This is a genomic window from Solibacillus sp. FSL H8-0538, from assembly GCF_038003525.1.
Lineage (GTDB): Bacteria > Bacillota > Bacilli > Bacillales_A > Planococcaceae > JBBOPI01.
In genome coordinates this window covers 1,930,968-1,953,915 of record NZ_JBBOPI010000001.1, presented here as the reverse complement: position 1 = coordinate 1,953,915, position 22,948 = coordinate 1,930,968, and the positions used below count along the sequence as shown (strand labels likewise).

At 38.2% G+C, this 22,948-nt stretch carries 19 protein-coding genes; 15 read left to right on the top strand and 4 right to left on the bottom strand.

Features of this window, described 5'->3' with window-relative positions; all coding sequences use genetic code 11:
• Positions 1–19 precede the first annotated feature (19 nt).
• Positions 20–1,684, bottom strand: a complete 1,665-nt coding sequence (locus MHH87_RS09150) for an S-layer homology domain-containing protein (protein WP_340749005.1) — start codon at positions 1,682–1,684, stop codon at positions 20–22.
• A 295-nt stretch (positions 1,685–1,979) separates the two neighbouring features.
• Between MHH87_RS09150 and MHH87_RS09145 the strand changes: the two genes are divergently transcribed.
• From MHH87_RS09145 to MHH87_RS09135, 3 genes are all read left to right on the top strand, one after another.
• Complete coding sequence (locus MHH87_RS09145) at positions 1,980–2,135, top strand: aspartyl-phosphate phosphatase Spo0E family protein (protein WP_340749004.1); 156 nt, start codon at positions 1,980–1,982, stop codon at positions 2,133–2,135.
• A 236-nt stretch (positions 2,136–2,371) separates the two neighbouring features.
• Entirely contained in the window at positions 2,372–2,902 is a 531-nt protein-coding gene (locus MHH87_RS09140) for a D-glycero-alpha-D-manno-heptose-1,7-bisphosphate 7-phosphatase (RefSeq protein WP_340749003.1), read from the top strand.
• Between the two features lie 115 nt (positions 2,903–3,017).
• Positions 3,018–4,484: a protein adenylyltransferase SelO gene (locus MHH87_RS09135; protein WP_340749002.1), complete on the top strand. Its 1,467-nt coding sequence runs from the start codon at positions 3,018–3,020 to the stop codon at positions 4,482–4,484.
• 206 nt (positions 4,485–4,690) lie between these two features.
• Here MHH87_RS09135 and MHH87_RS09130 read toward each other — a convergent pair whose 3' ends face one another.
• Positions 4,691–6,151: an IS1182 family transposase gene (locus tag MHH87_RS09130; protein ID WP_340747541.1), complete on the bottom strand. Its 1,461-nt coding sequence runs from the start codon at positions 6,149–6,151 to the stop codon at positions 4,691–4,693.
• A 918-nt stretch (positions 6,152–7,069) separates the two neighbouring features.
• Here MHH87_RS09130 and MHH87_RS09125 point away from each other — a divergent pair.
• The 11 genes from MHH87_RS09125 to MHH87_RS09075 all read left to right on the top strand — a co-directional run bounded on the left by MHH87_RS09125 (position 7,070) and on the right by MHH87_RS09075 (position 19,012).
• Positions 7,070–7,927, top strand: coding sequence for a DUF6612 family protein (locus tag MHH87_RS09125; protein ID WP_340749001.1), 858 nt, complete (start codon positions 7,070–7,072; stop codon positions 7,925–7,927).
• Positions 7,928–8,163: 236 nt separating this feature from the next.
• The gene (locus tag MHH87_RS09120) at positions 8,164–8,541 is read left to right on the top strand and encodes a VOC family protein (RefSeq protein ID WP_340749000.1); all 378 of its coding nucleotides are present in this window, start codon (positions 8,164–8,166) and stop codon (positions 8,539–8,541) included.
• Positions 8,542–8,684: 143 nt separating this feature from the next.
• Positions 8,685–9,716 carry a beta-carotene 15,15'-monooxygenase gene (locus tag MHH87_RS09115; RefSeq protein ID WP_340748999.1) on the top strand — a complete coding sequence of 344 codons (1,032 nt, stop codon included), beginning with the start codon at positions 8,685–8,687 and terminating at the stop codon, positions 9,714–9,716.
• Positions 9,717–10,101: 385 nt separating this feature from the next.
• Positions 10,102–10,851 carry a DUF2087 domain-containing protein gene (locus tag MHH87_RS09110; protein ID WP_340748998.1) on the top strand — a complete coding sequence of 250 codons (750 nt, stop codon included), beginning with the start codon at positions 10,102–10,104 and terminating at the stop codon, positions 10,849–10,851.
• A 13-nt stretch (positions 10,852–10,864) separates the two neighbouring features.
• The gene (locus MHH87_RS09105; protein ID WP_340748997.1) at positions 10,865–11,203 is read left to right on the top strand and encodes a GIY-YIG nuclease family protein; all 339 of its coding nucleotides are present in this window, start codon (positions 10,865–10,867) and stop codon (positions 11,201–11,203) included.
• Positions 11,204–11,766: 563 nt separating this feature from the next.
• Entirely contained in the window at positions 11,767–13,278 is a 1,512-nt protein-coding gene (locus MHH87_RS09100) for a lmo1851 family serine protease (protein ID WP_340748996.1), read from the top strand.
• Between the two features lie 67 nt (positions 13,279–13,345).
• Positions 13,346–14,248: a CobW family GTP-binding protein gene (locus MHH87_RS09095; RefSeq protein WP_340748995.1), complete on the top strand. Its 903-nt coding sequence runs from the start codon at positions 13,346–13,348 to the stop codon at positions 14,246–14,248.
• Between the two features lie 441 nt (positions 14,249–14,689).
• Complete coding sequence (locus MHH87_RS09090; protein ID WP_445683122.1) at positions 14,690–15,385, top strand: CAP domain-containing protein; 696 nt, start codon at positions 14,690–14,692, stop codon at positions 15,383–15,385.
• Between the two features lie 116 nt (positions 15,386–15,501).
• Entirely contained in the window at positions 15,502–16,935 is a 1,434-nt protein-coding gene (locus MHH87_RS09085) for a spore germination protein (protein ID WP_340748993.1), read from the top strand.
• Positions 16,932–17,972 carry a GerAB/ArcD/ProY family transporter gene (locus MHH87_RS09080; RefSeq protein WP_340748992.1) on the top strand — a complete coding sequence of 347 codons (1,041 nt, stop codon included), beginning with the start codon at positions 16,932–16,934 and terminating at the stop codon, positions 17,970–17,972. Before MHH87_RS09085 ends, MHH87_RS09080 begins: the two co-directional genes overlap by 4 nt.
• Complete coding sequence (locus MHH87_RS09075) at positions 17,948–19,012, top strand: Ger(x)C family spore germination protein (protein WP_340750946.1); 1,065 nt, start codon at positions 17,948–17,950, stop codon at positions 19,010–19,012. The genes MHH87_RS09080 and MHH87_RS09075 overlap by 25 nt, the downstream gene beginning before the upstream one ends.
• A 53-nt stretch (positions 19,013–19,065) precedes the next feature.
• Here the strand turns inward: MHH87_RS09075 and MHH87_RS09070 are convergent, their stop codons facing one another.
• On the bottom strand, positions 19,066–20,409 hold the full coding sequence (locus MHH87_RS09070) for an MATE family efflux transporter (RefSeq protein WP_340748991.1): 1,344 nt from the start codon (positions 20,407–20,409) through the stop codon (positions 19,066–19,068).
• A gap of 129 nt (positions 20,410–20,538) precedes the next feature.
• Between MHH87_RS09070 and MHH87_RS09065 the strand changes: the two genes are divergently transcribed.
• Positions 20,539–21,618, top strand: coding sequence for an undecaprenyldiphospho-muramoylpentapeptide beta-N-acetylglucosaminyltransferase (locus tag MHH87_RS09065; RefSeq protein ID WP_340748990.1), 1,080 nt, complete (start codon positions 20,539–20,541; stop codon positions 21,616–21,618).
• Positions 21,619–22,184: 566 nt separating this feature from the next.
• Here the strand turns inward: MHH87_RS09065 and MHH87_RS09060 are convergent.
• Positions 22,185–22,733, bottom strand: coding sequence for a GNAT family N-acetyltransferase (locus MHH87_RS09060; RefSeq protein WP_340748989.1), 549 nt, complete (start codon positions 22,731–22,733; stop codon positions 22,185–22,187).
• Between the last annotated feature and the right edge of the window lie 215 nt (positions 22,734–22,948).

Sequence of the window (22,948 nt, the reverse complement as noted above, 5' to 3'; positions counted from 1 at the left end):
CGAACCTCTTTTTTTTCGCTTATTTTAGAACAGATAACGTGCGGTTTAAAAATGCTGCAAAGTGCTGGCGGGATACAGGGGCGTTTGGCATAAAGTTACCGTTCGAACCAGTTGTAATGCCGTAGCTCGCTAAAATTTGGACATCTTCGTAATACCAATCCGCTGTTTTGACATCATCGAATGATTTTACTTCACCTTGTAGTGTTAAATTGAACGTATTAACTAAAATTTTCGCTAATTGCGCACGAGATAACGTCGAATCCGGTGTTATATTTCCTTTGAAGCCATCGACAATACCTGCTTTGTAAAACAGTTGAATTATATCGTGATACGGGTGGCTCATAGGTAAGTCTGTAAAGGTTGTCGCCGCGCGAACTACCGGTAATTCAAGAGTGTCTACATTGTTTAGTAGTGAAAATACATGTTTACGCAAAATCGCTTCATTTGGTTTAAACGTGTCGTCCGGATAACCATGAATTACACTTGCTGCACGCATCGTTTCGATTTCATTGAAATACGGATGACTAAATGGAACATCCAAGAAATATTGTGCGTTTACTGTAAAGCTATAGTCTACACGTGTGATTGGTCCATAGGCATATTTGAAATCAAATATATTATCGCCCGCTTTACCTTGTGTAGTGAGCGTAATTGGTTCAGGTACATAGTTTCCAGCAAGGTGCGGATTGTACGAATAATCCATAAAAATACTTAAGCCGCTTGTTTCTGAGCTTGCAGTAATTTGAATAGGCATATCTTTTGGTAAATTTACTTTGTAATAATGGTGCCAACTGCCGTAACTCGTATTGTTGTAAAACATATCCACAATTGGTGTATTTAGTGGTACGAGTTGTGCTCTTGTTGAACTATTATTTGTACCGTTCGATATGATTGTATTTTCGTTTATTGGCTCAAATGACGTTTTTAATGTGTAGCTCATTTCTGTTTCAACACGGTTTGTATAGTGAATGAGTAACGTATAGGTCCCGGGCTGCACGAAGTTTTTCGTATTTGTTTTCACTTTGTCTCGAAGTAGGTTATCGAGGACTTTAACGCCGTTTTCGTTATAGAGTTCATACCAACCATTAGCAGGCGTGTCTCGATCTACAGCGGAAGAAAAGGTAGAGGCTTCTATTGTAAATAGACCTTGTTCGGTTACATCGAAGGTATAGTAATCTTTATTACTATTTAAATATTGATGGACCGTGCCAGTAATGTTGCCTTCTAGCGGGACTTTATTTGCCTGGTCAATCGAGTCATTTGGTTCCAAGTCTGTTGAAGCGATATCTTCTAATTGATAAGAAGCAATAAAATCGACAGGGAGCTGATGGTAGTAAGAATGAATTTGTATTACATAATGACCAGCTTGTAAATCAATGCTGCTCACTGTTTTTATGTCGTCTTCATCAGCTTTTGTCGAGACGACAGAGCCTAATGCATTGTGGTTTTCATCAAAAACGGTAACTGCAAATGGCCATTTGAGGTTATCGTTTTCCAACGTAACGGTAATACGCTGTGGTTCTGTTAAATGTAATGCGAAATAACGATTCCCATCCGTTTTTCCCTGCAACACTGTATTTTGTGCCCAGGGTGTAGGCTCTTCAAAGCTACTAGCCAAGCTATTTAACGGAACAGCTAATATAGTAGCGATGAATGCAATGCTATGTATTAATAATTTTTTCATAGTAGACCTCCATATTAGGCTCTACAAAGGGTATAGAATTAAGTTGAAAGTTTCAAGTATAAAAACATGCATTATTTGGGTAATATATGTAAAAATATAATTTATTAGGGTATTTCTTATTGCATTCGCTTGTATATACACTCTTATTGTGACAAATTTGTGAATTTATGTTTTTTATGCGTAATATGACATTTTTTTCATTTTAAATGGTATACAATATAAAAGTTGCTTCAAAACAACTAGATAATCACCTCAAGAATAAAGTGAAAAAGTTAATGTTGATGGAGGATTAATGATGAAGCGTTTAGTGCATAAAAAGGTTTTAATGGTGTTAATTGAAATCAAAAGAATTATTATGTATAAAAAGGCAAAGGATTTAGGATTCACACACCCTAAAGTAGTAAATTATAGCCAAGAGTTAGATGTTTTACTTAATAAATATTCGTCTTAATTAATAAGAAGAATTAATATAAATACATCTTAAATTGCATATTCTTTGTCTAAAAGACCTCTTTGCTGAGGTCTTTTATTATGCACTTTTTTGGACTTGAGGTATTCAGAAGAAAACATATTTATGAAAGCTGTTGACGTATTGGGTCAGCAAGGTTGAAGCATGCTATGTGTAATTTCTACACAATTGCTTCAAAAATTTTTCTACTATTTTTAGTAAAGGTGTGACTGAGCTATATGAAAACGGCTGTATTTTTGGATCGGGACGGAGTAATAAATGAAGTTCTAACGGATCGGGTAAAATTTGTGAATAAGCCAAGTGATCTATATTTCTTACCAGGTGTGCCAGAAGCCATAAAAAAACTGAACGCTTACTTTGATTTCATCTTTGTCGTAACAAATCAAGGCGGTGTTGGTTTAGGGTTTATGAAGGAATCACAACTTATTAATATCCATACACATATGATTACGGAATTAAAGAAGAGCGAGGCAACGATTCATGATGTGGCATATTGCCCGCATAAGCCAAAAGCCAGTTGTGCTTGTCGCAAGCCAAAAAGCAAATTAATTACTGATCTTAGTGAAAAATATAATGTGGATTTATCCAAGTCCTATATGGTAGGCGATACGGATACAGACATTATCGCAGGGAAGAAGGCTGGTACAAAGAGCGTATTCTTAGGTGAAAGTGACCCGATAGCCGATGCCGTTTACCCGGATTTAATCAGTGCAGTAGATTGGATAATTGAGGACGCAGCAGCGGAGTAGTAAAGAACTGCTATTTGTTTGGATAAGGTATAATGTTTGTATTGATAGGAAATCAATATTGGGAAGAAAGTCTATAATTATAATGTCTTTAAGTGAAAGAAGAAAAGGGGATACGATGACAAAAACAACAGAAACAGGGTGGAATTTTGACAATAGTTATGCCCGTCTGCCAAACTCTTTTTTTACGCGCCTCAATTTAAACCATGTTGACTCACCGAAGTTAATCATACTGAATGAATCGTTAGCAAACTCTCTAGGGTTAGACGTTAAAGCGCTACAAAATGAAAAAGGCGTAGCGGTGCTTGCTGGTAACCGAATTCCAGAAGGAGCTTTACCACTTGCACAAGCTTACGCGGGGCATCAATTCGGGCATTTTACGATGTTAGGGGACGGTCGGGCGATTTTGCTTGGCGAGCAAATTACTCCAAATGATGAACGGATGGACATTCAGCTTAAGGGTGCAGGTAGAACACCATACTCGCGCATGGGAGATGGTCGAGCAACACTTGGACCAATGCTGCGCGAATACATCATTAGCGAAGCAATGCATGCTTTGGGTATTCCCACTACCCGTAGCTTAGCGGTTGTGACAACTGGTGAACCCGTCATCCGTGAAACTGAACTTCCTGGTGCTATTCTAACGCGCGTCGCTGCTAGTCATCTGCGCGTTGGGACCTTTCAATTCGCGACAAATTTTTGTACGGATGTAGAACTCCAAATTTTGGCGGATTACGCAATAGAACGCCACTTTCCGGTCATTGACGTTTTCTCGAACCGCTATTTAGCATTGCTTCAGGAAGTTATAAAGCGGCAGGCTGAGCTCATTGTGAAATGGCAACTCGTTGGCTTTGTTCACGGGGTGATGAACACCGACAATATGACGATTAGTGGGGAAACGATTGATTATGGTCCTTGCGCCTTTATGGATAACTATGACCCAGCAACCGTGTTTAGTTCCATTGATAGTCAGGGACGTTATGCATATGGGCATCAGCCTTATATGGGTGTATGGAATCTTGGGAGATTTGCTGAAAGTCTATTACCGCTTTTACATGAAAACCAAGATGAAGCAATTAAATTAGCTGAAGATGCAATTGACGAATATGGTGAGGTGTATGTCACTAAATGGTTGTCGGGAATGAGAGCAAAACTGGGCATCTTTACAGAAGAAACAGCGGATGAGTCCTTGATTAAGGAACTCCTTGATTTGATGCAGAAGTATAACGCGGATTACACGAATACGTTCCGGGATTTAACATTTAATCAGCTTGAAAATACGGTTTTGTTTGGTAAAAAAGAATTTGCTCAATGGGTTGAAAAGTGGCAGGCGAGACTTGGAAGACAGCAACAATCGAAAGCCGAATCCCAGCAATTGATGCGAGACAGCAATCCAGCGGTAATCCCACGTAATCACCGTGTAGAAGAGGCACTAAAAGCTGCGGTGGAACAAGGAGACTATAGTGTGATGGAGCGACTACTTGAGGTTTTAGCTAATCCGTACGCACACACGCCCGAGCAGAAGGAATACGCCACACTCCCAGCGCCATCAAACTGGCCTTATCAAACATTTTGTGGGACATAAAATAGCTAGTTCAAGAACAAAAGCGCTAAAGCGCCTGTTTAGCCCCGACAAGCGCTGGAGAGCCCGAAGCGAAAGTAAACGCTCCACCACTTTCGCCGAGGGCACTGAAAAACTTACGTTTTTTATGATGGTTTCGTTTTTCAAATAAGAATAAGGCACTTTCTGTTCGAATCGAACGGAAAGTGCCTTATTTCTTTGTCTATTACTTACACTTTTTCATTTAGCAGTTTCAATATTCGTTTGAGATTCACCGCAAATATCGTTGTGGCACCTTGGATTTGCATGCCAAATAAACCCGCTGATATGGCTGTTTTATAGCCATGCGGATTTTTTAATTCACTATTTTTCGCCTCTATTTTATAACGGTTTTTCGCAAGCTGTTTAAATGCATCAGTTTCTTGGAAAGCAGCTTGTTCTTCATGTTCAATTGATTTAATGGTCACATTATAGGTTTTACTTTTTGCCTCATCCTTATAACAGCCCTCACGCATCTGGCAGACTTTACATTTTTCAATATCAAAATAAAATGCCATTTTCGGATTTTTATTCTTATTTTTATTCTTAGAAAGTGCCTTTCGAATAGCTAGATGCCCAGCTGGACAGACAAACATACCAGCATCTTTATTGTAATCAAATTCGATTTTTCGTTGTCCGCTACCGTTTGTAATGACTGAATTTAACTTTGAAATTAATTGGAGCTCTTTTGATTTAGCATATTGTAAGTTATCTTTCGCAGAATAAGCGGCGTCACCAATCACCGTTTCAATTTCCATACCTGCCTCTTTACTTTTTTCAACTAGTTCTTGAAGATAATGACCATCACTTTTTTCACCTGTTGTCACAACCGCAGCCGTAATAATTCGTTCATCACTCATCGCAATATGCGTTTTGAAACCAAAGAAAGCCGAGTCAGCCGACTTATGTCCAACCCGCGCATCGGGATCATTTGAATAGCTTAACTGATTCTCATAATCATCAATCACTTCTTTTAAAACATTTAATTTTTCTTTCACAGCCGGGATTTGTGCAACCTTTGATTGCGTTTCCACCACTTCAACTACTTGACGACAGTAATCTAATTCTTCTGTGACTTCATTTGACGTAGGCTTCTCAGGGAATTTTCCAACCATGTTTTCGTCGAGTTGATACACGGCTTTACGTACATTTTTAGATTTTTCCTGTAAAAATTCTTTTGGCGATTTTTGATTATAACGAGCCTTTGTATGGGTAGCGTCAACGATGACCATTTTACTTAGTAGTAGCCCTTTTTCTAAGGCAATTTCAACTGTTTTCTGAATCAGTAAATCTATTAAATTCACATCTTGGAGACGAAGTCGACGGAATTTTGTCAGTGAACTTGAATCGATTACATCATCTTCTGGTGCCATCTCTAAAAAATATTTAAAGGACATATCGTATTTTGAACGCTCGACAAGGTCGGCATCCGATAGATCATGAATCACTTTTAATAGTAAATATTTAAACATACGAATCGGTGGAATCGCGTTACGGCCATTATCTAAACAGTATTTCGATTTTAGTTCGTCTAGAATAAATGAGAAATCCACAAGTTCATTAATTTGGCGAAGCATATTGTCCTTTGGGATAATTAAATCGTACAACGCCATGTACGGGCTCAAATTGAATGTTTCCTGTTTAGAAATCATGGTCGCACCACCTTTTATTAGTACTTTAATTATACAAGAAATGTGTGCGATTATACGAGGGAAGAGCCCTTCTTGTGATGAAAGTAGTTCCAGTTGATTGGAATGGAGGCGGCGACTTCTGCGGGAACAGCACGAGCGGAAGCACCCGGACTGAGCGAAGCGAGGGAGAAGGCTGGAGCCGTGCCCGCGAAAAGCGTCCGCCGGAATGGAAATCAACGGCATCGAAGAAAAAAAGCGTCCAGTAACGAATTTCCGTTCTTGGACGCTCTTACTTATAGCTGAAGGACTTTTTCAGTGCCCTCCTTTCGCCCGAGGGATCGAAGCGACCTCGAGGGGCTGGCGCTTTAGCCTAGACGTAGCATTTACTTTTTTTGAATGTTATCCACATGGCGAAATTTTATAATTTCCTTAACAAAAACTAAGCGAAGGGATATTTCCTTCGCTTTTAATTGTATTCGGGGACTGAATGGGGGAACTAGTAACATAATAAAATTTATAAGGCCACGATGTTTTTGAATTTAAAGTCTTAGGATAATGTTAAGCTTTGGTAGAGAAAATATTTTACGAGAACTCATGAATTGACTGAACGTATAGAAATTGTCAAGCACTCCTTCGTTATTTGAAATAATGATCCTCTCGTTTAATTTTTATTGATTATATTAGCATTGTCTAAAATGACCTTGTAATAATTTTACTATGGCTAATAGTAAAAGATTAAAAATAGAAGAGGAAAAAAGACCGCTTTTCTTCAAATGATCTATCTAGCTATACGACTCAACTAGAAAAATGAGGCCAGTCAGAACGTAAGTAAAACCCGATTTATGGTGTGTAACCATAAAAATGATTTTTTTGAAACTTTACCCATTTTAGTCCGTATATAGTATTGTAACAATTTTATTTTTGAAGGGAATGGATAGTGTGAAAAAATTATTTATGGGTGTAACGGTTGGAGTGGCTGTGTTGTCACTGGCAGCATGTGGTTCTAGTGCTGATCTCACTACGGGCACAACAGAAAAGTCAGATTTAACATTAGAACAAGTATATGACAAGGCAATTGAACGCCAAGAAAGTATGCAAAGTGCAAAGGCGAATATTGTAATGGATCAAGTTACAGCGATGACATTAGAAGGGGAAGAAATGAATATGACATCCTCAACGAATATGGATATGGAAATGACTGTGAAACCGGTCGCTTTTTTCGTTGATGGCACGGTGACGATGGAGATGGCAGGCGAAAGTGAAGCAATGGATATGCCGCTACAAATGTACATGACAGAGGCAGACGGGTTTTATATGAATGACTTTATGACAGGCGGCTGGTCGAAACTACCTGAAAATTTAACGGAAGATATGTTAGCCCAAATGGGAGCGCAAGCGGATGCTTCAGAGCAATTAAAGCAGCTAAAAGGGTTTATTAATGATTTTACATTTGAGCAAACGGATGATGCATATATTTTAACATTAGTTGCAGATGGCGAAAAATTTAATGAAGTAATGTTAGGTCAAGTAATGGGATCGCTCAATCAATTAGGAGAAGACGAGCAGTCACTACTAGAGGGCATAACGTTTGAAGATGCCAAGTATGTCATCACAATTGATAAGAAAACATTTGATACAGTAAAAATGGACATGGATTTCATTATGAATATGGATGTTATGGGACAACAGTCAAAAGTCGACACAAAATCAACGGTTACATATAGCGAGTTTGATAATGTTGACACGATTACGATCCCACAAGAAGTACTAGATACAGCAACAGAAACAGCATTTTAATCGTATAATCGCCTTGATCTAACGGATGCGTGCTAGTGAAATTATTAATGACTAAGTTAGATTAAATGAGAAAGAATATGTCAGGATGCAGTTAAACACTTACAGCAAGATGGCGTAGTAACGAGGATGTTACAAGGCACATTTTGAAGTATATGCTATAGCAGCATAAAGAATAAATCCTGCATCGAAGAATAGTTTAGTCATGAGGCGTACGTTCAATAAGGAGCGAATGAAAAATGATCCAACAAATTGGGCAAGTGATGTTATATGTAAACGATCAGCAACAAGTATTAAATTTTTGGGTAGATCAAATTGGATTTGTCAGCAAAGAGTCGTATGATGATGGGCAAATACGCTGGTACGAAATCGCGCCGACAATGGATGCTGAGACGTCATTTGTGCTCCATGATAAGCAGCTCATAGCGAAAATGCAACCGGAACTTAATTTAGCAACGCCGTCGATATTGCTTTACGCCGATGCTATAGATGCGCTTTATGAACAATTTAAAGCAAAGGGCATTACGGTTGGCGAGCTAGTTAACATGCCGATGGGACGCGTATTTAACTTTGCAGATCCAGAAAATAATTATTTTGCTATTGTAGAAAAGGGATAAAGGACAAGGCGCGGATGTTAAAATGTTCGCGCTCTACTTATGGGATTTGAAACTTTTAATCGGACTAAACATATGAATAAATGTAATGGAATTAAGGAACTTTACATAGGATACCAGAGAAAACAAGAAAGGACGCAGAAGGTATGACTATCATTGCACGGAAGAAAAATCTATGGATATTATTCGGACTGCTTGTAATTTTATCAAATGTTTTACTATATCGCACATCGTTTGGGCTCAGTATGTTAACGGTAGAAGAGCGCGGCGTTGTCATTGGTTCGTTACTTGATTTTGCAATCATTGTGCCGCTTGCATTAATGCTAGCGCATGACCGTGTTTCAGTGAAAAAGTTTATACTCTATGCAGCATCTGGCTGTATAGCAGCACGATTTATAATTCCAATGGATTTTTTAGAGCCGTTTGTCATGTTCACTTGGCTCGGGTTTGCGATCGAAGGGGCAATTTTGTTACTAGAAATTAGTTTAGTTCTTTCACTATTTATTTACATGCCGAAAATAGTACGATTCGTGAAAAGCAGTTCTCTACCGCTTGTTTTCACCTTTCCGGAAGCAATAAATCGCTTTATCCGCTCGCACCGCATTGTACAAATCATAAGTTCAGAGTTACTCATGTTTTACTATGCATTTGGAACATGGCGTCAAAAAGAACAACCAGGCATTACACTGTATAAAAACACGAGCTATGTAGCGATGCAATTGATGATTATTCATGCCATCATTCTGGAAACGCTCGGCATTCATTGGTGGTTACATGGGGTAGCCCCAATTGTGTCCTTTGTTTTACTGCTCTTAAATGTATACTCGATCTTCTTCTTTTTAGGTGATTTGCAGGCAATGCGTTTAACACCAATTGTATTTGAAGATAACCAATTGTATATTTCAGCTGGCTTAATGAAGCACACAAAAATTCCATACCATTTAATAGAAGAAGTCGTAACAGATCCAACTATATTGGAGCAAAAGCTTAAGAAAGATACGCTTCAATTTATTGTTCGCGATTTTGAAATATTGCAACCACAGGTTATTTTGCGCATGAAAGAACCAATTACAGCAACGTATTATTTAGGTGTTCAGAAAAAATATACCACGGTTGCCATACGTGTTGACCAACCAGCGCGCTTTTTGCAGCAACTTAACTTGAAAATATATCATTAAGAAAATGAAGAGGCGAAACACAAGTGATATTTCACTTTGTTTCGCCTTTAATAGTTGTAGTTAATCTTCAAGCACTTGAAATATTGCCATATTACGGGGTAAATTACATTTGCTTTTATATTGATATGACATACCAATAGTATCATGCTTTAAAATTTATATGAACGACTGACTATGTCGTTTATTCAGTAAATACATAAATGGTGAACTGCGGATTGTTAAACTCGTTAAGTAGTTTTACGCTATTTTTATAAACAATAATGATTTCATTTATTGATAAAACAAACGTAATGTAACTTTGTTAGTTGACGATGACTATGTTTTGTAACAAATTATTGGTAAATAAAGTAAACAAAATGGATTTTTGTTTAGAGGAGGTTACACGATGAGTGAAAATCAAATTTGGGATGCATCGCTTTCTGAAATGAAACAAGGATATAAAGAGCTTACGCAATCTTTTGAGTGTTTGATTTGTAGTAAACATGTGGAGAAGGGGTTGGTATATTCACATGAGGAGAAATTATATGAGGCTGAGCGTTTTATGAAATTGCATATTGAGCTACAGCATGAATCAGTATTCATGTATTTCCTTCAGCTTGACAAGAAAATTACAGGTATAACGGAGCATCAAACAATGTTACTACGATTATTTTATGAAGGAAAATCCGATAAAGAGATTCAGCAAGAACTAGAAATCGGTAGTGCTTCGACAATTCGCCAACATCGTTTTGCATTTAAGGAAAAGGAACGTCAGGCTAAAACGCTCTTAACGCTCATGAGTTTATTGAAAGAAAAAGACGAACATGCCCCGAAGTTTATTGAGCCACATGTTAACGCGACGATGGTTGATGATCGTTACGCGATAACAGAGTCAGAGAAACAAGCGATACTTGATAAGTTTTTACCAGATGTAAATGGTCATTTAACGCGTTTTCCTCCTAAAGAAAAGCAGCGTATAGTTGTGCTTACTGTATTAGCGAAACGCTTTGACGAAAGTCGAATGTATACAGAAAAAGAAGTGAATGAAATTGTAAAAACATTATGGGATGACATTACATTAGTGCGCCGTTATCTCATTAGCTACGGTTTTCTCGATCGAAAACGAGATGGTAGCGCGTATTGGGTAAAAAAATAGGGGGGATTAACGAATGGAACGTAAAAAGGAATTAAAACTACAATATAAGGATTCAAATAAAGTAGAGGCAGGCGTCTACAAAATTGAAAATAAACGAAATGGTCTTGTGTTTATTGCGAGCACACGGAATTTCAAAACTTTAAATGGTGTACGCTTCTCGTTATCAAATAACACGCATATTCATAAAACATTACAACAGGACTGGAAACTATTTGGTGAAGAAAATTTTACATTCGAATGCTTAGAAACGTTAAATATCGAGGAATTAATAATTTCAGAAAAAGAAGCTCTTGCAGAAATGGAAGAGAAATGGGTAAACTGTTATAAAGAAAATTTGTATGATAAATATTAAAAAGAAGCAATATTTTTGTAAAAAGTACTATCTTGCCTGTTTCAGGATAGTGCTTTTTATTATATAATCACCTCTATATCTCATATTGGGAGATGCTAATAAAATATTATAGTCATTTTATTAGATATGGTTGCCTTATTATTTAGATACATAAAGAAAAAAATTCAATTAAGAAGTGATGAATATAATTAGAGTACCTACATTTATAGGGAATACTCTAAAAGATTCTAATCCGAGTAAAGAATTCTTCGTAAGACTAAATAATCATTTGTTAACTAGTTATGCAAATGATGGGAAAGTTCATATTAAACAGCAAGAGTAGGATAATAACAAGAATAGGGAGTTTTTTATTTTCCAAAAAAGGTGTTTTTACAAATTTTCTGTTTGTAGGTGTAAAAATGGGGCGAAAAGACGTAAAAAAATTGTTCGTGTTGCATTAGAATTTCTCTATAATCGCAACCGAACAAAAAAAATAGCGTCTGTCCTTTTCGAACCGCTTGCAAACTGCTATTATGGGTATAGTGTGACAAAATGTCAGTGCAAAAATGAGAGTGGTGAAATTTATGGATGATCAAAAACACGACGGGGAACAAACAGAACATAATGAGCAGCAAGAACAACCAGTAAAACCTGCCGGCAAATTTTTACGCATTAAGCCGTTCGCTTTCATTATGTTAATGTTTCTAACAATTCTTGTAACTGCAGGGTTAACGATCTTCGCCTTAACTTTCGGTGACAAAAAGGTTGTGGAAGTAAAGGTACCTGTAGAACGAGCAGAATTTACAAAGCTATATGAAGCTTTTGATGAATTGAAAAAGAATTATTACATGGATATTGATGATGAAGAAGTGATTTATGGCGCGATTAACGGGATGTTTGATGCGTTAGGTGATCCTTATTCGGATTATATGAACAAAGACGAGGCAGATTCATTTAATGCAAGCTTATCGTCAAGCTTCCAAGGAATTGGCGCTGAAATTCAGGAACGTAACGGCTATATTATGGTCGTATCGCCAATTAAAAATTCCCCAGCTGAAAAAGCCGGGTTATTGCCTAAGGATATAATTTTAGAAGTTGACGGTGAAAGCATTAAAGGAATGAGTGCTTCTGAAGCGGTCTTATTAATTCGCGGTGAAAAGGGCACGAAAGTAACGTTAACAATTCAACGCGGGGACGCAAAAGAACCAATGCAAGTCGTCATCGTTCGTGATGATATTCCGGTTGAAACGGTGTATGGCGAAATGGGCGACGATAAAATCGCACATATTCAAATTACTTCATTCAGTGAAGATACGTACGAGGAGCTTGCAGGCGTATTAGAGGATTACGATGCACAAGGTATGAAAGGCATCATTTTAGATGTACGCCAAAATCCAGGTGGCTTTTTAAATGCTGCACTGGAAATTGCAAATTTATTCGTTGAAGAAGGCAAAGCGATTGTTCAAGTACAAGATCGAACTAGTGAGCCAGAAGTAATGTATGCTGAAGGTGGTAAGAAATACAAGCAGCCAGTAACAGTATTAATAGATGAAGGTAGTGCTTCAGCTTCAGAAATTTTAGCGGCTGCATTAAGTGAATCTGCAGGTGTGAAAATTATTGGCCTAACGTCATTCGGTAAAGGTACTGTACAAACAGTGAGCTACTTGCCAGACGGCAGTAATCTTAAATTTACAACAGGTAAATGGTTAACGCCAAATGGCAATTGGATTAATGAAAAAGGCATTAAACCTGATGTTAAAGTCGATTATCCTGATTACGCTACATTAGCATATGTGGACCCGGCTACAGAATTAACAATAGGTTCAGATGACGCGGTTATTTCTTCTGCTGAACGTATGCTTGAAGTATTAGGGTATAAGCCAGGCGATGTGGATACTAAATTTACCGAATCAACAGCTGAAGCCGTGAAAAATTTCCAAGAAGATAATGAGTTGGAGCCAACAGGGATTTTGTCTGGTGAAACTACTTATGCATTAATGGATGCGCTACGTGTGAAAATTGCCGAAGAAGATCCACAAGTGCTAAAAGCAATAGAATTATTATTAGGAACTGAAGTTAAAGCTTCAGAAAATTAATTGAAAGGGCTGGCTCATTCGAATTATTTCGGGTGCAGTCAGCCCTTTATTATAGGATGTGACTCGTATGAAGGATGTATATTTATTTAGTGGATTTTTAGGGAGCGGCAAAACGTCGATGCTAACCGACGTCATTCGTCAGCTAAAAGAGACCGGACTAAAACCGGCAGTTATAATGAATGAACTTGGTAAATTACCATTTGATTCGCAGGCTGTTGATCATGACGTGCCGCTGAAAGAAATGCTGGAAGGCTGTATTTGCTGCACAGGCTCGGAGAAAACTGAAGCTCAAATTCAGTCACTACTGCATGATAGCGACTTTGACGTATTAATTATTGAAACAACTGGCGCGGCGCATCCCGTAGAAGCATTAGATGCTGTGTATTCGCCAATTTTTGCAGAACAATTAAATATTAAAGGGATTGTCACTGTGGCTGATAGTAGACTTTGGTTAGACCGCGCTACGTTAACACCGCAAGTACGTTCATTATTTATGGAGCAAATTCGGCATGCGCACTTATTACTGGCAAACAAAACAGATTTACTGACAGAATCGGAGCAAGCACAGGTCGTTTTTGAGTTGCAAGGCTTTAATCCCAATGCCTTTATCCTACAAACTACAAACGGCCGCGTACCACTGAAACTCTTAAAAGGGATGCAATCTACAGCACGCATCGCCAAGGAAGACATTGTCTCAGCAAAAATTGGTTCAAGCTTTAATCTCGGCTCGCGTTTAGTCGAGTTCGAAGGGAGCTTCACGCAGGAGCAATTTGAGGATTGGGTGCGTACACTACCAGATTCGGTGTACCGCATGAAAGGTTTTGTGCCAATCGAAGGTGTGAAAAATCCAATGTTATTCCAATATGCGTATGGCATGGTGCAGTGGTTACCTGAATTCATCAAAATGCCAGCTAAACTTGTACTTATCGGTGAAAATATTAAAGACGTACAAGTAATCGGCATAGATTAATGGAGTAAAAACATGCACGCATCCAACTCGTCAATACCTTTTGAGATGTAAATTTCGCATGTATTAGCAATTGTTGGACGAATCTTGAAGTCTAAAACGCTTATATAACGGCTTATAGATTGGTCACTGGAGACAGTACCAATTTATAGGCCATTTTTTTGTGGAATTCTATTTTATGATAGAGACACGAAAGGAGGCTACAAAATGAAAAAGAGCTTTATCACATTTTGTGCAATAGTACTTTTGGCAACACAAGCGCCTATAGCGAATGCTGCAACAACGACTGAGGGAGAGACGGGTAACCGCTTCGAGGAACAAATTAAATCCATTAAGACATATAAATATAATTCAATAGCATTCAATAATGAATTACAACAATTAATTACATGGGAAAAAGAGCAGAATCCTATTTTAAAAGAATTAGAAAAAATGGGGTTTGATATTAAAGCATTAGAAAAAAAGGCAATTACAAAAGTAGATAAAAAGTCTACTAAAGAACCAGGCAAAACTACAACTATAAAAGTAGAAAAAAAGACTGCCACTCCAGCAGAAAAAACTACTCCTCAAAAAGAGGTAACAAAAGAGCAAGTAGTTACAGAGCAACCAACTACCAATACAGAGGTGGAAAAAGCACCAGTAACGCAAACAACTACGGAGCAATCAAAAACACCTGAAGCAAATACGAATTCAAATGCTTCTCAAAATACTACAAATTCAACAACGAATACAACAGAAAAAGCGGCTTCTACTGCAACTGACATTGATGCAATTGAAGCAGCGGTTGTAGAGTTAACAAATGCGGAGCGTGCGAAAGCTGGATTACAACCATTACAGGCTTATACACCATTGATGGCGGCAGCGCGTGAAAAATCACAAGATATGAAAGATAAAAATTACTTCTCTCATACAAGTCCAACTTACGGCAGCCCATTCGATCGCCTTAAAGCACTTGGCATTAGCTATCAAGCAGCCGGTGAAAACATCGCGAAAGGTCAACGTACAGCTGAAGAAGTTGTAACAGCTTGGATGAATTCAGAAGGTCACCGTGCGAATATTTTAAATGAAAACTTCACTCACATTGGCGTTGGGTATGTAAAAGAAGGCAACATCTGGACACAACAATTTATTAAACAATAAAATTTAGACCACTCTTCTTTTGAAGAGTGGTCTTTTTGCGCCGCTCCTACTAGTTTAAACACCAAAAGAATAAAACCATTTTCCAAAGCCCATACTTCATCTGAAGGGGGAGGGCTATGAAACAACAAGATCAAAATCAAGAAATTCAACAAAAAGTGCAAGAAATTCAACAACAATTCCTCCAATCAGAAGATTTTGTTGTAAAGGAAATTGCTTGGAGTAAGGATGAACAGGCGATATTATGCTTCTATTCTACGCTTGTAAAAAAGAGTGAAGTGGAGCGCTATTTATATTTAATGAGGCATTCCAAAAAAACAGAAGCAAAAAAAACAGAAGAGTCTTTGACAATAACGACTGAGCCATATGTAAAAAACAAGTTCATCGAATATGTATGCAATGGTGAAACGATAATCTATATAACAAGTCAAAACGAAATGATTCGAATGAATAGTCCAGAATTTGTCCACCGAACACCTGACGAACCGGAAAATGAGTCTGTTCTGCGTGGTTCACACGAAGGGCTTGTAGAAAATTTTGATTCCAACGTATCGCTCATTCGAAAACGGATAAAAAACAATAAGCTCATCGTCAAAAAATTGACAATTGGCAAGGAAACAAATAGTTTAGCGTATTATCTTTATATGGAGGATGTTGTTGATAAGGAAGCGCTCCAAACAATAGAGGAACGTTTAAATTCCATTGACTTAGATATGTTTTATAGCGTGGGGCAGCTTAATGATTATTTGGATGATAATGTGTGGTCACCATTCCCTCAGCTACTGAATACGGAAAGACCGGACAGAGTTGTAGCAAATATTCTTGAGGGGAAAATTGCGGTCATGACCGATGTTTCCCCTACTGCACTTATTGGCCCAATAAACTTCTTTACATTTTACCAATCACCGGATGACTATAATTCACGAACTTTAGTCGGTTCGTTTTATCGTATTGTGCGGGTTTTAAGTTTTATCTCAGCAGTTTTCCTACCTGCATTTTATATTGCAGTCGTCAGCTTTAACTTTGAAATTTTGCCACTTGAGCTGGCCAATAAAATAAAAATTGATGTCAATCAAATTCCATATCATCCGCTTATTGAAGCAATGATTCTTGAAATTACGATTGAGCTCATTCGAGAGGCGAGTATTCGCTTACCAAAAGCTGTAGGGCAGACGATTGGTATTGTCGGTGGTTTAGTTATTGGGAACGCCATTGTGAGTGCAGGACTCGTATCCAATATGATGGTTATTGTTGTAGCTTTTACAGCAATTTCAAGTTTCGTTGTGCCTTCTATGGAGCTCAATACTACAATAAGACTATTACGATTTCCGTTTATGGTATTGGCGTCACTCTTTGGTTTTTTTGGCATTGTGATTGGGACGCTTTTATTGGTTATTCATTTATTTAATTTAAGTTCACTCAAACAGCCATATTTTACGCCATTTATTCCTTTCCAACCAAAAGAGATTTTTAAAGTGATACTTCGTGAGCCGTATTATAAGGCGAAAAAGCAAGCGACAAGCTTTTCTCCCAAAGAGGGTGAGAAGAAATGACGATTAAACTTACACGTGTGCAGTTTTTTTTGCTAATGTTTATTATGCAAACGGCCTTTGTTTATGTATCATTTCAAAACTTAGTCATTGAAAATGGGAAACGTGATTCAACGTTACAATTTCTTATCACGGCTTTAGTATTTTATCTACTATTATTGTTTTTTGAACGTACTTATCAATATTTTATATTAAACCCTGTTACTCGGTTTCTTTACATTTTGTACTGGTTTTATTATCTTCATGCGTTTGTCGTCAATACTTTGTATATACTGTCGTCGTGGGTGTTTCCGAATACACCAAATGCCGTGCTCGTTTTTTTGTTATTGTCTGTTTGTTACTATGCAAGCGTGAGCAGAGCGGAGACGGCTGTTAACATTGGTGTGGTTATGATACCGATGCTTGTTATATTTTTTCTTTTTCTATTCTTGTCCATTCCGGATTTAGAGGTGACCAATTTGTTTCCGTTAATGCAAGAGCCAGTTGATCGATGGATTAAGGGGATTCTATTTTCGACGAATGCCTTTAGTGGAGTCGAGGTTTATTTAATACTCCGAAAATATGTGATGCAAAGCGAGACAATAAATCGCAGAATTTTGTTAATATATGCGTCTTTTCTCACGGCTTTTTATATGGTATCGCTATTATTTACAATTATGTATTTTGCAATTGAAGAGATTAATATCATTTCTGAGCCAATTTTATACATCTTAAATTCACAGGAAGTAACTTTTGTAAAACGGCTCGATATTTTCTTCATTTATATTTGGGTATCATGGACGATTATTGGGATAGTGAATCATGTACTTGTGATTCGACTTGTTTATTTTCAACAAAAGCGCAAATATGAGAAGTTTCAGCAGCTCGTATTTTTCACCGTTATGGGTATTTCGGCGTGTTTTTTCGTTAATATTACAATGCAACAGATATTTAAGCATTCTTTATTGTATATAAATTTGGTGTTTGCAATTGTGTTGCCTATCATTATTATTAGCGTCAATAAACTGAGGGGGAGATCACAATTCGATTCATCAAAATAATCGTTGTTGCTCTTTTACTCGGAGGATGTTGGGATGAACGTTTATATAAAAATTTATCAGTCGTTTCACTTGCCGGAATTGAAGGGGAAATAGGCGACATAACAGGCTACTATGCCTATCCAGAATCAATAGGAACAGAAATGAACACAGTTGTCATCACAGGCAAAGGAGCATCCCCTCGTGAAGTTCGTAGTGAAGCAGAACTAAAAGTGGAACAAGTCCTTGATTTGTCTATGTTATCGACGTTGTTAATTTCAGAAAAAACAGCTTCTTCAGGTGATTTTTATGACTATCTCGATATATATTTTCGCGATCCCAGTAGTCCGATTACGGCCAAGCTTGTAGTTGTTTCGGGTGATGTGAAGCCATTCTTCGACCTTAGTCAGCAGTGGAAGAGTGAATCCGGTGCATATTACCAACGCTTAATCAAAAGTTTCGAGGAGGCTTCTTTTGTGGTTCCCTATACGATGCAAACGGCTAGTACTATCCTATTTGAGACAGCAAAGGACTTAGTGTTGCCGTATTTAAAAATGGATGAGGAGCTAGGGCGTCCAGTCGGAGAGGGAGTCGCACTTTTTTCAGGGCGCTCATTTAGCGGAGAAACATTAAATCCGCAACAGTCGATTCTTTTAAATATATTAAATGAATCAATTGGCCAAGTAGCACGTTTGTCTTATATATACGAAGGCCATCCTTTGTCAATTAGAATTGTCGAAACAAAGCGAAATTTAGATATTTCTGATCAGATTAACATAATGAACAAGATAGATGTAGCCATTGTTGAATTTCCACAGGATAATTTGAAGAGCAAGAAAAAACGAGATAAGATCGACCAATTTTTAACGGAGCAAATAACTAAGGATATGGAGGCAGTTATAAAAAAATTACAAGATGCAAAGTGTGATGCGATTGGGCTCGGTCAAATTACACGCGCCTACCATACTAAGTATTATGAGGAAAATTGGCATGAAAAATTTTCAACGATGAACATTACAACTGAAATAAAGCTGAACGTTGTCGAAACAGGTATTTTATATTAAAAGAGGCACTCTCTAACTAGTTCTATTTTAGAGAGCGCCTTTTCTTCCTAATGTTATGCCGTTTTTCGTTGAATCCTTTTTAATCGGATTGATAACGTAATGGCACCTGCTGTTAAACCTGCAATGAGACCAATCCAGTAGCCGAATGGACCAAACTCTGTCCATGTAGCAAGTACATAACCTACGGGTAAACCGATAATCCAGTAGCTAATGATGGCCATAATAAACGTAACTGTTACATCCTTATAGCCGCGCAGTGCCCCTTGGACAGGTGCTTGGATAGAATCCGATAGTTGGAAGATTGCCGCAAATACTAAAAACTGTGTGGCCATTTCTATAACTAGCGGATCTGACGTGTAAATACTGACAATCCATTCACGGCAAAAAAATAACACAGTCGCTGACATGAAGCTAAAAATAATCGTTGTCCCGACACATAAATAGCTGTAGCGCTTTGCATCTAACAGGCGACCAGCTCCGACCTCGTAGCCGACTAGAATGGTTGCGCCCATTGCAACTGAGAGCGGCACCATATAAAGTAGGGAAGTAAAGTTTAGGGCAATTTGATGGGCTCCGATTACCGCGGTTGAATAGTTACTCATCATCATCGTCACAGCCGCGAAAATACTCGTTTCAGCAAAAATTGCAATACCGATAGGCACACCAATACGTAAAATTTCTTTCCACTCAGAAAAATCAATTGTTGGCCAGTTACTTAATAGTGCAAACTCTTTAAACGGCGTGCGCTTTGCGACAACGGCTAATGCAATAAAGAAAATAATCCAGTATGTAATCGCAGAAGCAACCCCTGCACCAACTCCGCCAAGCGCCGGAACACCGAATTTCCCGTAAATGAAAATCCAGTTTAAGATGATGTTTACCGGTGTGGTCAGTAGGGTTATAAACATCGTCACGCGTGTTTTTCCAAGTGCATCAACAAAGCAGCGAAGTACCTGATATAAAAATAGGGGAATTAACCCGAAGCATAATGCGATAATATAACCTTTTGCAATTCGGTGTACTTCGGTTTCTAGTGACATGAGCGATAATAACGGCTCAATCGCCAGTAGAATCCCAATAAAGATGAGAATAGCAAGGACAATGGCGACATAAGCCCCTTGCTGAACAGCTTTTTTCGCATGAAATGATTTTTTTGCACCAACATATTGTGCTACAATGGGCGTTATGGATAGTAAAATTCCGGACAGTCCCGTATATACCGGCATCCAGATGGAAGAGCCGATCGATACGCCGGCAAGATCTGCTGTCCCGTAATTACTCGCCATTAAAATATCGAAAAATGAGATTAAGTAAACGGCTACTTGCGTAATTAATAACGGAAGTATGATCGTTAGCAGTAGTTTGTATTTTTGTTTCAAATTTGATGTTTCGTACATGGTATGGTCTTCCTTTAGTTAGAGTATGAACGTAGTATATCATACTAACAAAAAAAGATTTGCATGGATAGAAAATACAGTGCATACAGTAGTAACAAGTGAGAAAAGACTGTGTTAGGAGATAACAAGATGGAGAAAGACAAAACAATTATTTTAACAGGTGGGGGCACGGCTGGTCATGTTTCATTAAATGAAGCAATCATCCCGTCTTTAATCGAAGCAGGCTATAAGGTTCATTATATTGGCTCACATTTAGGAATTGAAAAAGAACTAATCGGCAACGCATTCCCTGATGTGCCGTATCATAGCATTTCAAGCGGGAAACTTCGCCGCTATTTCTCAATGAAAAATTTTACGGATCCGTTTCGTGTGCTTGCTGGAATAGGCCAGGCGCTAGCAGTTATTCGTAAGGTAAAACCAACTGTAATCTTCTCTAAAGGTGGATTTGTGTCTGTTCCTGTCGTTATTGCTGCTAAACTTGCGAGTGTCCCAGTGGTTGTACATGAGTCGGATGTAACACCGGGACTTGCCAATAAACTTGCATTACCATTTGCGTCCCATATTTTTACAGTTTTTAAGGAGACGGTGAAGCATTTACCAAGTGATAAAGCAACGTGCACAGGTTCAATTATTCGTCAGCAGCTGTTAGAAGGAGATCGAGTGAAGGGTTTAGCCCTTTGCGGATTTACGAGTTATAAACCGGTATTACTTGTTATGGGTGGAAGCTTAGGATCAGTTGTGTTAAATGACGCACTTCGTAGTAATTTACCACAGCTACTTAAGACGTACCAAATCATTCATTTATGCGGTAAAGGGAATCTTGACGAGAGTTTACAGGGATTGACTGGTTATAAGCAGTTTGACTATGTAACAACGGAATTACCCGATTTACTGCATGCAGCGGATACGATTGTGTCCCGTGCCGGCTCTAACTCAATTTTCGAATTTTTAGCATTGCATAAGCCGATGCTACTTATTCCTTTATCTGCTGCGAAGAGCCGGGGCGATCAAATATTAAATGCGAACTTGTTCAAAAAGCAAGGCTTTGCACACGTATTAGAAGAAGAACAATTAAATCAGGCTTCGTTCATGGGGGCGCTGGATGAATTAGCATCAAATTCTGAGACTATAGTTGATTCGATGATTGATGCAGAACGTCCAAAAACACCACATGAGATGGTCGCACTAATTACACAGTACGAAAAATAACAACTATACGGTATGATGCGTTGGCTTCGTAATCTCATTTTATTGCGGTGAAAACTTAAAAGAAATGCCCTTAACAACAAATGTGTAAAGCCCTTGTTTAGCCCTTACAAGCGCAGGATAGTCCAAAGTGAAGGCGCTCTTTGCTTTTCCCCGAGGACGGACCGTACCTTGAAGGGTTGGCGGTTGGCGCTTTTCACTAGACGTTACATTTACTTTTGTAAAATATATCCACAAGGTGAAATTATACAATTCCCTGTACAAATAGAAAGAAACACCATTCCTTATGCATCAGGTAATATTGCCTAATGCATAAGGAATGGTGTTTCATTTTGGGGTAGGACAGCTAAAATATTGGCTGTGTCCATGCATTCACGCCACACCCTCAAGATCGGATTTCAATCAATTTGAGTCATCCAACGGTTGCAAAATCCTGCGGGTGAAAGTTGAAAAGACACTTTCGGGCTCTCTAGAAGCTTGAGGCCAACATGATATTGGTCATTTTGTCAATGCAACAAAAACGTAGCATTGACAATCTGGGGTGAACGGGCGGGAATGCGTGTTACATTTTACATTGCTTGCTCTTCTTCCTCTTCGCGGTGATATGCCGTCGTTAAGTAGAACAAGTCTTTTGTAATTTTAAATAAATGATAATTGAATTCCCCTTGATTAATTTCCCCATAAAGCGCAGGATGTGATTGCTCCGCGTCAACTACATATGGAAGCTTTGCAGCTGCAGCTTTGGAACGCTCATTTTCCTTGCGAATACGGAGGAAGACAGTGTGGAAATCAAGTTCAAAAAACAATTCAGATAAAAATGCATATTTGGCTTTTTGATTATAGCCCATACCTTGAAAAGGTTTTCCAATCCAAGTACCGAGGAATCCCGCACCATCTTGGACATCGAAAATGCTAATTGTACCAATTGGTTGACACCATTCATCTATAATTGTACGAGAAACAGCAGTGCCGTTTTGTTCCTCTTCAATTAGTTGCTTCGTCATAAATAAGTATTCATCAGCAGATGTCGCTTTTTGTCGGACGTACGGAAAAACGGAAGGGTGACTTAATAATTCAAATAATTCTGGTGTGTCATGAAGTTCCCGATGCTTTAACATGCGAAACGCCTCCTTTTAAGGGAAAATGGTAGAGCCGTTGTTATCACAAGGCAGTAGTCATTTCGAGCTTGATCCAACCTAAAAGAACTAGACGTTCAACTATGGTGTAACTCCCGTAGTCTCCCTCTGTCTTACTACTGAAAAACAATATCGAAATAAAAATTATACGCATATCATATAATAATTTATACTCTTTAATCAAGCTCGAGGCTCGA